The 11,670-nt window shown below is 31.9% G+C and carries 11 protein-coding genes; 4 read left to right on the top strand and 7 right to left on the bottom strand.

The features are described 5' to 3' along the window. A partial coding sequence (locus A2255_05050; GenBank protein ID OGI21199.1) for a hypothetical protein occupies positions 1 to 966 on the bottom strand: 966 nt, incomplete at its 3' end. Between the two features lie 524 nt (positions 967 to 1,490). Here A2255_05050 and A2255_05045 point away from each other — a divergent pair. Then, on the top strand, positions 1,491 to 1,682 hold the full coding sequence (locus A2255_05045) for a hypothetical protein (GenBank protein OGI21198.1): 192 nt from the start codon (positions 1,491 to 1,493) through the stop codon (positions 1,680 to 1,682). An 8-nt stretch (positions 1,683 to 1,690) separates the two neighbouring features. On the opposite strand, the gene A2255_05040 is transcribed toward A2255_05045, so the two are convergent. The 5 genes from A2255_05040 to A2255_05020 all read right to left on the bottom strand — a co-directional run bounded on the left by A2255_05040 (position 1,691) and on the right by A2255_05020 (position 8,084). After that, on the bottom strand, positions 1,691 to 1,981 hold the full coding sequence (locus A2255_05040; GenBank protein ID OGI21197.1) for a hypothetical protein: 291 nt from the start codon (positions 1,979 to 1,981) through the stop codon (positions 1,691 to 1,693). A gap of 33 nt (positions 1,982 to 2,014) precedes the next feature. After that, positions 2,015 to 3,247, bottom strand: coding sequence for a hypothetical protein (locus A2255_05035; protein OGI21196.1), 1,233 nt, complete (start codon positions 3,245 to 3,247; stop codon positions 2,015 to 2,017). A gap of 20 nt (positions 3,248 to 3,267) precedes the next feature. Continuing rightward, entirely contained in the window at positions 3,268 to 5,022 is a 1,755-nt protein-coding gene (locus A2255_05030; GenBank protein ID OGI21200.1) for a hypothetical protein, read from the bottom strand. Positions 5,023 to 5,467: 445 nt separating this feature from the next. Next, positions 5,468 to 7,306 (bottom strand): hypothetical protein, encoded by a 1,839-nt coding sequence (locus tag A2255_05025; GenBank protein OGI21195.1) that lies wholly within the window; start codon positions 7,304 to 7,306, stop codon positions 5,468 to 5,470. Between the two features lie 25 nt (positions 7,307 to 7,331). Continuing rightward, positions 7,332 to 8,084, bottom strand: a complete 753-nt coding sequence (locus tag A2255_05020) for a hypothetical protein (GenBank protein ID OGI21194.1) — start codon at positions 8,082 to 8,084, stop codon at positions 7,332 to 7,334. Between the two features lie 180 nt (positions 8,085 to 8,264). Between A2255_05020 and A2255_05015 the strand changes: the two genes are divergently transcribed. The 3 genes from A2255_05015 to A2255_05005 all read left to right on the top strand — a co-directional run bounded on the left by A2255_05015 (position 8,265) and on the right by A2255_05005 (position 11,154). Beyond that, positions 8,265 to 9,968, top strand: coding sequence for a hypothetical protein (locus A2255_05015; protein ID OGI21193.1), 1,704 nt, complete (start codon positions 8,265 to 8,267; stop codon positions 9,966 to 9,968). 93 nt (positions 9,969 to 10,061) lie between these two features. Further along, on the top strand, positions 10,062 to 10,523 hold the full coding sequence (locus tag A2255_05010; GenBank protein ID OGI21192.1) for a hypothetical protein: 462 nt from the start codon (positions 10,062 to 10,064) through the stop codon (positions 10,521 to 10,523). An 85-nt stretch (positions 10,524 to 10,608) separates the two neighbouring features. Continuing rightward, positions 10,609 to 11,154 carry a hypothetical protein gene (locus tag A2255_05005; protein OGI21191.1) on the top strand — a complete coding sequence of 182 codons (546 nt, stop codon included), beginning with the start codon at positions 10,609 to 10,611 and terminating at the stop codon, positions 11,152 to 11,154. 35 nt (positions 11,155 to 11,189) lie between these two features. Here A2255_05005 and A2255_05000 read toward each other — a convergent pair whose 3' ends face one another. Continuing rightward, positions 11,190 to 11,654, bottom strand: coding sequence for a hypothetical protein (locus A2255_05000; protein OGI21190.1), 465 nt, complete (start codon positions 11,652 to 11,654; stop codon positions 11,190 to 11,192). Positions 11,655 to 11,670 lie beyond the last annotated feature (16 nt).

The following is an 11,670-nucleotide window of genomic DNA, read 5'->3' as shown; positions in this document are numbered from 1 at the left end:
TTTTTTACAAGTTTTTGAATCTATTAAAGGTTTGGCTACCATCAACTCCATTAAGATATTTTGCACCCAGTCAGGTATGTAATCAGGGAGACTCTTATATCTTACAGGAGGTAATTTAAAATTATGAGTTCTTATTTCATCAAAAGCAAGTATATTAATGTCCTCTAAACCTTTATAATTAGCTAAAGTAGGAACAGTATTAACCGGCATGCCCATAATATGACAAGCAAGAATATCAACCGAACCTGAATCCCACCCACCAAATAATGCACCTGCAAATTTTGGTTCTCCTTTGCTGCCCGGTCCTTCACCTTCCATGCCAATAATACCATCAACAATATGAAAAACTTTATGCTCAAAATGCTTGTTTATATCTAACAGCATCTGTGAAAACACTTTAAGATCCGGCATTACAATATGCTGACGATATTTCAAGACTCCAGGCATAATCCCAAAGAGGTTTTTTGTAGCACAAGTAAGCCTTGTTAAAGTGTGTGTCTTAAGTTTAGCTATGTTAATAATAAAATCTGCTTCAACAGCAGGCTTAATCATCAAACATTTCTTTAGAACTTTTCCTTCCGGTAAATTAATAACTTGATCAGAAGCATCAAAATTTAAACTACAACCCGTTTCTCGTGCTATAGTGTCTATTTGGCAAGCTTTATATAATTTCTCAAGAGCCTTATCATTATAAACACCAGCCGGACTATCAGCTATAGTTATATTACAGTTAAACTGTTTGAGATAATCAATTACTGCTTTTAAAACTACAGGATGAGTTGTTATCGCTTTATCAGGGTGCCTGGCAGCTAAAAGGTTGGGTTTTAATAAGACATTTACAGGTGTTTGTGATCTAAATTTGTCCTCTAAATCAGGAAAAGAAGAAAAAATTTTCTCTATTGCTTCTCTTACCTCATTAAGTTCGTATTCTGGACAAAAAGTATAGCTTACTTGCTTTTTACTCATTATCTTTTCCCATTTAAATATCATTTATCGATATTATACAAAATTTAAGCGCCTAAATCTAACATATTTGTATTTACTAAGGAGGTAACAAAAAATACTTACGCATAAAGTGATATTGTCATTGCGAGGAGGGCTGAAAGCCCGACGTGGCAATCCAAATTATAGCATTATTTAATGGATTGCTTCGCTTCGCTCGCAATGACAGATTTGCGTTTTAAAATACGCAATAATTTTTTGTTTGTTCCTTAGTAGATTGTATAAGTTAAGGAGGTTATATTATTTCCGTCGCTGTGAAAATTGCTCCGCATTTTCAAGGCTCCTCCAATAACATAACCTCTTACAACAATCATCAGAATTTTTTATTACATCCTTGAATAAAAGAGCTAGTGGACCGTTCTAAAAATTCTAAAAATTTGGGTTATTTTAAATCTTCTTAATAAAGCAATGTTTTTTAGCAATTAATTTAGTTTGTTTATTTTTATATATATAGAATATATTATGTAATTTGGGGGGAAATATAAAATATGTCTCCATACATAGGTGCACGTGATCGAATTGATCAACTACTTGTTCAAAAATATGCAGATATGAAAACTAATAATCTGGATAATCATATGGAAATGTCTGTAGATAGATTTTGGAAATTAATGGGTATTGTAGCTCAATATGAAAAAGCTATAGTCGAAATGAAAAAACCAAAACAAGCAGCAAAATAACCATCATTCTAATTAGTAGGTCTTATGAGAACGATTGTATCCAAATTAATCTGGATAAATCCGTGAAATTCCTGCTGCTCAGGATTTCTTTTATTAGTTATTTTAGCATCTTTAACTGCCATAAAACGTCTTGAACCATTTAAAATATCTGATAATATCCTATTTTTTTTGCCTGTTTTAGGCATAAAAACATAGCCTTCAATTTCATAATCATTAGTAAATACAAGAACTTTTTCTGCCCATACACCAGATAAAGCAGCAGATAAACTTTTTTCATTTCCTTCAGGTTTTATATCCATTTTTTCTCTCTCTTATTATGTTGTATCCAATTATTACATCATATTTGAGTAATTCTGGAATAAAGGTAAGTACAATGCTAATGCCAGAACTAATACTATACAACCAATTACTAAAAGTAATATAGGTTCAAATAACTTGTTTAATAGTTCAATCAGACGTTCTAATTGAGTATCAATATAAAGCTCTGATTGATATAATGTTTCACCTAATTGACCTGATTCTTCACCTGTAGCAATCATACACATGACAATACCAGGAATAAATCCTGTCAATCTTAAGGCTGTAGAAAGAGATTGCCCGTGTTGAATTTTTGATGCAGATTCTCTCAATGCTTTTTTTAATTCATAATTTGTCACCGTTTTGTTTGCAAGCAAAATACCATCTACCAAAGGAATACCAGCATCAAAAGATACCTTTAATATACTTACAAAGTTCGATAAATAAGCATATTTAATGAACATACTAACTATAGGAATATCAAGAACATATTTATCTATAAATTTTCTAGAGGTTGGCCAGGTAAAAAGAAAATAAATAGAATAAATTACGCTTGCAAACATTAACGGAATAACAAACCAATATTTTCTTAAGAAAACGCCTGAATCCATAAAGAATTGGGTAATCCAGGGTAGATTACGCCCTGATTGTGCATATGTCTCTTTAAAAGCCGGGAATACAAATGTTATCATGACAGTGCTAACAAAAATCGCAAGCAATACAATAAAACATGGATAAATTAATGTACCAATAACTTTACTTTTCAGCTTTTCTTGTTTATTAAGAAGAAACACCAATCTTTCAAGAGTAGTATCTAATTCTCCACTTTCTTCACCTGCTCTGACTATACCAGCATAAACCTGATCAAAAACTTCCGGCATATTTAAGATCGCTTCACTAAAACTTGCACCGGAAAGCAATAACCTTCTCAATTCCGCTGATAAAAGTGCGACTTTTTTACTGCCGGCATTTAGTTCAATAAAAAATAATGCCTCAACTAAAGAAATACCTGTTTTAGATAAAACAGAAAGGGAATTAGTGAAATCTATTTTTTCACGTATACTTAGACTTTTAACTTTATCTTTTTTTTCTGTAGATTTTTTCTTGGTTTCAGCTTTATCTTTAGATGTTTTTTCCTCTTTAATTTTAGTTGGTATAAGATTTAAACCTCTTAAAGCTTCTCTAGCCTCTTTAAGAGATAAGGCTTCTACTTTACCATTAATTATATCTTTTCCCGCTTTTAATGCTGTATAACTAAAAACCGGCATGCTTATTCCACCTAAAATTACTACTCGTTATTAGCTCCTAATACTCTGATATATTCATTGATAGTAGTCTCACCTTTAAGAATGGCGTCCAAACCAGATCTTTGTAAGGTTTTCATCCCACAGGAAACCGCTATTTCTTCAATTTCATGGGCAATATTAGAGTTGGTAATTATCTTCTTAAGTTCACGATTTATAGGCATAATTTCATATATACCCATTCGACCTACATAACCCATATCATCACAATTACTACAACCTACTGCTTTATATATTTTATTTCCTATAAATCCATCATAATCCTCAGAACTAGAAACTATTAGTTCAAGTTCTTGCTCTGTCGGGTTGTATAATTCTTTACACATTGGACATAGTTTTCTCATAAGCCTTTGAGCTATAACTCCAACAAGAGAAGAAGCTATTAAATATGGTGCAGCACCCATGTTTATAAGTCTTGTAATAGTAGCTGTGGCAGTATTTGTGTGAACGGTACTTAAAACAAGGTGACCTGTTAGAGAAGCATAAATTGCTGCATCAAGAGTCTCAATATCCCTAATTTCTCCAACCATTATGATATCAGGGTCTTGTCTCAATATAGCTCTCATACAAGATGCAAATGTAATATCAGCTTTAGCGTTAACCTGAATTTGATTTATTCCTTCAAGCTTTATTTCTACAGGATCTTCAACTGTAGTAATATTCACCATTTCATTATTTACTCTATTTAAAATTGAATAAAGAGTTGTGGTTTTACCACTTCCTGTAGGACCCGTTGCAAGAATAATTCCGTGAGGTGAAGTTGTCATAAGCTCGATCTTTTTGATATCTTCTTCTAATGCTCCAACAATCTCAATTTTCTTGTTTTCTTTATTGACTATTCTCATCTCAGATCTAAGAATACGAATTACCATCTTTTCCTTAGATCCAACAGGCAATGTATTTAACCTTAAATTGTATAATTTATTGTTATATTTTAATGTAAAACTACCATCTTGGGGCCTTCTATGTTCAGCAATATCCATCCTTGCAACAACTTTTAACCTGGAAATCAAGAGGTTTTCTATCTTTGAAGGAACCTCAAGAATCTGTCTAAGAATACCATCCGTACGATAACGGACTACATATTTATCATTGCGAGGTTCTATATGAATGTCACTGGCCTTTTTCTCTATGGCTTCTGTAATTAAAGAACTTGCAAATCTAGCTACAATATTAGATTCATCTTCAAATTCTTTCTCAACTTGATTCCATAGGCTTTCTTCCATAATAATAATGTTTTCATCAAGAGAGATCTCTTCCATAAGTTTCTCTGTCTCTCTCTTGGTTTCAAAGAAGTTATTTATACATTTTTCATACTCAATGTGAGTAAGAATTAGAGGAAAAGGTTTAAGTCCGGTGAGATAAATAATATCGTTTAAAACTTGTTTATTGTCAGGATGAACCATTCCAACTACGATGGTTTTCCCATCAGTGCTTATTGGAACAGCTTGATTTTCTTTAACAAAGTCTTCAGGCAAAAGCCTAATTACGTTTGGTTCTACCTTAAGATCTTTAGATTCAACGTGAGCATACCCTTGCTGCCTTGATAAAGCTTCTCTCAATTGTTCAATATGAATGAATCCCAATTTTACAAGAACAGAACCTATAGGAGTACCTGTTTGTTTGCTTTCTGCAAGAGCCATGGTTAGTTGCTCTTCAGTGATTAAGCCATCTCCAATAAGCTGTTCTCCAAGTTTTTTCTTAGGAGGAGCTCCAGACGCGACATTATTCGATCGTATATTAGGAATTACAGCGTCAATTTGACTATCTTGATTTAATTGATCAACTTGACCAAAATGGTTATCAGGCTTTTCAGGTTGATTAAGAGGCTCAATTTTAATTAATACAGGCTCATCAGCCACATTATTTTGTTCTTCACAAAACATTATAAGCTCATCAAATTGTTCCTCTGTTAAGGCTATTACTTTGGGTTTTAATTTGGTAGTAAGGATAACCTTTGTTAAAATAGAATTTCGTCTTTCCCTATTTTCTGCGTCAACAATTCCGACATATAAAAAATCATCCTGCTTGTTTATAGGAACAAACTTCTCCTGCTTTAATATATCAATAGAAAACTTATTTATATATTCTTTATTGATACTTTCTTTTAAATTTTCTGGAATAAAACTGCTCATTCCATCACCTTTGTTAAATTATTAATATCTATCATCATATAATATTTGCTTATATAGCACTTACTTCATCTTCTTGAAGTATTTTTGGAGTTATCATTAAAATAAGCTCTGATTTGGTTCTTTCAGTACTTGAATCTCTAAATAATGCACCGATAACTGGTATATCACCAAGAATAGGAACTTTCTTAACATCCTTAGTATCTGTTTCCTGAACTAAACCACCCAATATCAATGTTTCTCCATCTCTGATTCTAATATTATTTAAAGATAAATCACGTCTGTTTAATAACGTTGCTACAAGTTGATCATCTTCTTTTACCTGCTCTTTTATAGCGGTGTATGATGGTTTCATATTGATATTAACATATCCATTAGAACTAATTTTAGGGGTAATATCAAGTTTAATACCAGCTTCTCCAAGACTATATGTTGTCTCAGTAATTGGAACACCACCCTCAACAATTGTTCTTTCTACTGTTCTGGTTTGAACATAATCAGAAGAAATATTAACCTGTGATGTCCTATTATTTGTTGCAATAATACGAGGATTTGCAAGTACTTTTCCTTTACGTTGCTCAACCAAAGAGTTAATTTCTGTAATAAATATCCTTCGGCTATCTGCATCTAAATTACGCAATATACCACTTATATCGTTTATAGTTGTTGAACTGCCAGCGAAAGCAGCTGTAGTAGTCCCAAATCTACCTGACATAGTTCCTGCTAGTCTTTTTGAACCACTTTCTGATAATTCTATAATAGAAACCTCAATATAAACCTGTGGCTCTTTTTTATCAAATCTTTTAATTAAATCTTCAGCTAAATCAATTTGTTGCTGAGAGCCAGAAATCGTTAATTGATTCATATTAAAATCAGCTATTACAGAATAGCCATTTGTAACTAATGGTTTTGGAGTAATATTTATACCCGTAAACCCACCTGTAGAATTACCTGAAGATGATGCAACACCACCTGAGTCAGACGTTCCACCATTATTTGTGGCAGCTGTACTTTTACAAATCACCCTGGTTCCTATTTGTCCAGAGGCACCACTCCCGGAACCACTTGTTGAGCTTGATCCGGATCCTGATGAACTTCCTTCACTGCTTGATCCGGTTGATCCACCTCCTGAATTAAAAACAGTAAGGCATATATTGCTTGCTATTTCTTCAGGATTAGAATAATTTACATTAAAAGTTTTCATATCAGGCTTTACATCAATAATTTCAACAGTCTTTTTAGCAAGAATATAATCACTTTCATTTCCTAATATAAGCACCTGGTTTGTTCTGGGATTTGATATTGCAACCTGGTTAACGCTTATATCAGGTCTATTAATGGAGAAAATGTTTGTATTCAAAAAATCAACTACAGATGCTGCATCAAGATATTTAATTTGAATAGGTTTAAGTTGAGTCTTATTTATACTTAATCCGCTCGCCACACCTTTAGATGCAACAATTAAGGAATTACCATCTTGCCAGTATGTTAAACCACTTATAGTCATCACATACTCAAAAGCTTTATTAAGAGATACCTTTACAAGATCCAGAGTTATTTTACCATTAACTGAATCATGAAAAACAATATTCATGCCAGCTTTATCAGCAAACATTCTTAAAACCTGCTTAACATCAGAATCCCGCAAATTGAGACTTATTACTTGATTATTTTTATCAATTTTTACTCCGCCTTTAAGCTGAATACTGGGATGTATATCGTCTATTGTCCCTCTTAATTGAACTCCATTAGATGTTTGAGTCTCTGAATCATTTAAAAACTTAACTTTGTCAGATGCAACAGGAGCAGCTAACACAGGATTTAAACCTAAAAATCCTACAATGTAGAAAATCAAGGTTAATTTTGATATATTTGTACCGCTTCTATTCATTAATAACAGCTCCTTAAACTATTTATTATGGACCGTAAGATGGAGTAATTATTTTAATCTCAGGCAATGAAGAGATTTTTTGAGAACCACCAAACATTTTATCAATTCCTTTAACCGGATCTTTATTAACCTCAGCAATAACCTCACCTATTCCCGCCTTATAAACATTGTTGCCATACTTTATGACAACCTTATCAGCAGTAATATCTTTTATGTAATAATCAAAAACCAGATCACCTTTATGAACAAGGTAATCATTCTCCCCAATATTAATAATAGCTGATGATCCTGGAGGATCATACAGAATACCGCTCACTTTTACTCCTAAAAGTTTCTTTATTTCCGGACTCGGAGGACTGTACATTGGAGGTGGAGGAATATTGCTTACATTAGCAATTAAACTTCTTTCGTGAAAAGGCTTAAAAGGATTTGTTCTTCCAAGGTTATTTATACTAATAATAACTTTTTCTTCTTTATCCTCAAAGAGCTCTCTATTTATCTGGTTTAGCTTATCACTTATCCTGTTTGGCTGGTTATTAACTTGATTTGTTTGATTCATTTCATCATTAAAACGTGATCCAGTTTCATTATTAAAACGCGATTCAGGTTTTTCCACCTGCATAGCTGCTTCTTCACTCATCACCTGAGCCATTTTGCCAGTAACAACTTGTCCAGGTTTTCTACCTGGAATCATTGCGTTTTCCTGCAAAACAGGTTTATTGTCTATTTGGGTTTTGGAGGGACCAAATAGACAGCCTGTTAACATTGGAATACTCATTAATAATATAAAAATTATTTGTAAGATATCCCTCACCTTTTAATGCCTTTTAACACTAATATTTAATGCTATTCTAAGAAATACTGGTTAAAGCAGTATCCTTCATATATAGTATTTTAATTTTTTGCTTTTAAAAGTATAAATATCTTATACTTAAATTTGAAAAAATACTCTAAACGTATGAAAATTCCAAAAATTTTAACTCCAATAAATGATATTAAAGATTTTGACTTAGTTACAAAAACTAAGTGTAAAAGTGTTTACACTTATCACTCAACTTTTCTTGAAGAAAAAAATTTCCAAATAATTCAAGATTATATAGATAAAGCTAAAAAATATAATTTTGAATTTTATATAAATTTTAAAAGTAATATTAATGAATCAGATCTTGAAAAAGCTAGAAACCTACTTGAATTTTTAATTACCTGCCCTATTGATGGCATATTAATTAACAGTTTCGATATTTTAGAATTTATAAAAAATCGAAAACTACCATTTAAAGTGCTTATTGACTCTGGATTAAACATACATAACCTTGCGGGAATTGAATTTGTTAGCTTATTTCAAAAAATTGAAAATTTTAATATTACTGAAGAAATATATGTAAAAAATCTCATAAAAATTAAGAAATACACTAAACACAATCTCTCCATAGATACAGACCATTTATCCTGGATAGCTGATGAGGTTATTAAAAGCAAAGCTATTGATGTAGTTGTAATAAAAGGAGGTTTTGAAAAATCTAAAACCCTTCTCAATGCAATTCATCTAATTGAGCAGATTCTTGAAAATCCTGCATTATATAAAAACCAGAAATTACCTTTTAGAAATCTTGAAAATAGTTATTATAAATCCAACCATTTTTCAGGAGAATTTTTAAGCTCTAAGGGTAAAGATTTTAAGTTTTCAGGAAACATCCAACAATTTAACTGGAAATTCAAGAGAGTTAGATTAGCTCAAAAACCCAAATTTGGAACTCTCAAGATTCCCAAACTAAATATCAGGTTAACAAGCTTAGAACAATTAAAAAATCTAAAACAATACATAAAAAAGCTTAAATTTAATCCTATAAATTCCATAGAATACGGAGAAATTATTAACACAGCTGATTTATCCAGATACAGTTTCAACAAGATTATTGAAAAAGTTAAAAAAGACTGTCTTGATTATGATATAAAGCTACAACTAAGCACTCCTAAGATATTAAATGAGAGAGATTTTGACAGGGTATATGAATATGTAAAGCTATTATGCATTCAATTACCTTTTCCATCTTCTATTATTGTAAATAATATTGGCTATTGGTGGACACTAGTAAATGATGCGGATTTAAATAAAACATCTTTTGAACTTGGTCAGGGATTAAGCCTATTAAACAGTTCTTCTGTATTATGCTTAGCAAATCAGCATAATATTTCTACTGTAGATCTCAGTAACTTTACAAATATCGAAAACATAAAATTATGTATAGATGAAATCAAAGATAAAATACCGAACAGAAAACTAACTATTGCAGGTAGTGTAAGAATCCCAAGCTTAGGATTATGTCCTTTAAATAATGATTCTGCCGTTTTATCACGTTTATCCTGCACTGCACCTTGTCATCGTGGAAACGTCGCAGTCTCAGACCCAACTTTAGGAAAACTATTTCCAATAGCAGTAGATGGATTTTGCAGAATGCATTTATTTAAAGATCAGGTTTTAGACTTATTTAAGCACTTAAGATATTTAGAAAAAATAGGAATTAATGAATTCGTAATAGATTTTAGCGGACTTTCAGCAGATTTAGTTCCTGTTTTATTAAATAGATTTTTAAATTCTTTACTGCAAGAGGATTATGTATCTGATCCTGATTTTTTAATAAATCAATACGAAATAAAGTAAATATTTTTATTTGTAAAGCAGTCTAAATAAATTTTACAATAATGATTTAAAGGCTAAAATAGAAATAGGTGAACATCTATTTCTGGAGGAACTATGATTAGTTGGGATAATTATTTCTTCGAGATAGCTAAAACTATAGCCCTAAGGTCAAATTGTATTAGAGCGCAGGTTGGAGCAGTTGTTGTTGATCAAAATAAACATATCAAAGCAACAGGCTATAATGGCGTTCCTAGTAGAGTAATTTCGTGTATGGAGAACGGTTTTTGTTATCGTATAAAGAACAATATCCCATCCGGTACCAGATATGAAACTTGTAGATCAATTCATGCTGAGCAAAATGCAATAATGCAAGCTGGTGAGGAAAAATGTAGGGGTTCTATAATGTATATTTATGGACATAACCAAATTTGCATCCTCTGTAAAAGATTTATCGTTCAATCAGGTATTTCCAGAGTTTTCTTAAAGAAAGATGATCAGTCAGATATTGTTGCTGTTGATGCTGAAGAATTGAGGCATGAACTTAGTTATATGCAGCCTGAATTATTAGAAAATTAACATTTAATCAAAGAGAACCTTTCAAGGTTCTCTTTTTAAGATTTAGAAGATAAAGCATTATTAAAATTATGAAAGAGAGGGGCAAATGCCAGATTTAGTTTGTTTTGTAGGTTGCATGGGAAGTGGCAAGGATTATCAATCTAAATTATTAATTGAAAATGGCTTTAAACTAATTAATATCGGTGACTCTCTAAGAGAAATGGCATGGGATATCCTCGGATGGAAGCCTAACAATGATGAAGAATATGAGGAATTTAAGAAGAAAAATCTTATATCCTGTGAGGGTTTAATTCATCAAGAGCTATCAGGACGGCAATTTTTGCAGAATTTGGGCACTCAGGCTATTAGAAAAAGATTTCCTGATTTTTGGATTGAATTATGGAAAAACAAAGTATCTAAAGAACTAAGCAGAGGCAGTAATATTGTATGTTCTGATATCCGCTTTTTAAAAGAGGTCGAAGTTGCAATAAATATTTCATCTAACGCTAAAATAATCTTTTGCAATTATAAGTCTGAGCGTTATAACTGTACAGACAAGCATGAATCTGAACAATTGGCTCAAAAAATCTTAAGTGATGGTTTTAACGACCTTGATCTCGTTTCTCATCAATATATTAAAGCTTTATTATAGATTTATTCTTATCTATAAAAGATAATCTTGTTTAATTAATGAGTTATAACTTTAGAGATTTCAGCAGCTTTCCCGATAGAGAAATAAGTAAAGCCACGTCTATACATACGTTTGGGTTCGTATTGATTTCTGCCATCGAAAATAACAGGCTGCTTAAGGAGTTTCTTGATTTTATCAAAATCAGGTCTTCTAAACTCATTCCACTCAGTAACAAGAATTAAAGCGTCAGCTCCTTCAAGAGCTTCATAATTATTCTTTGAGTATTCTATGCTGTCTCCAAATATGGTTTTAGCTTCATCAACGGCTTTAGGATCATACGCTTTTATCTTTGCTCCTTTAGAAAGAAGTGTATTGATAATGGTGATCGCAGGAGCTTCTCTCATATCATTCGTCCTTGGTTTAAATGCCAGTCCCCATAACGCGAATGTTTTTCCATTAACGTTATTATCAAAATGATTAAGGATTTTTTCTACGAATAGGGTTCTTTGAGTCTGATTCATCTTATCTACTGATGAA

The sequence above is a fragment of the Candidatus Melainabacteria bacterium RIFOXYA2_FULL_32_9 genome, from assembly GCA_001784615.1.
Lineage (GTDB): Bacteria > Cyanobacteriota > Vampirovibrionia > Gastranaerophilales > UBA9579 > UBA9579.
Note: the sequence above shows the minus strand (reverse complement) of the source record. Positions and strands in the feature narration are given on the sequence as shown.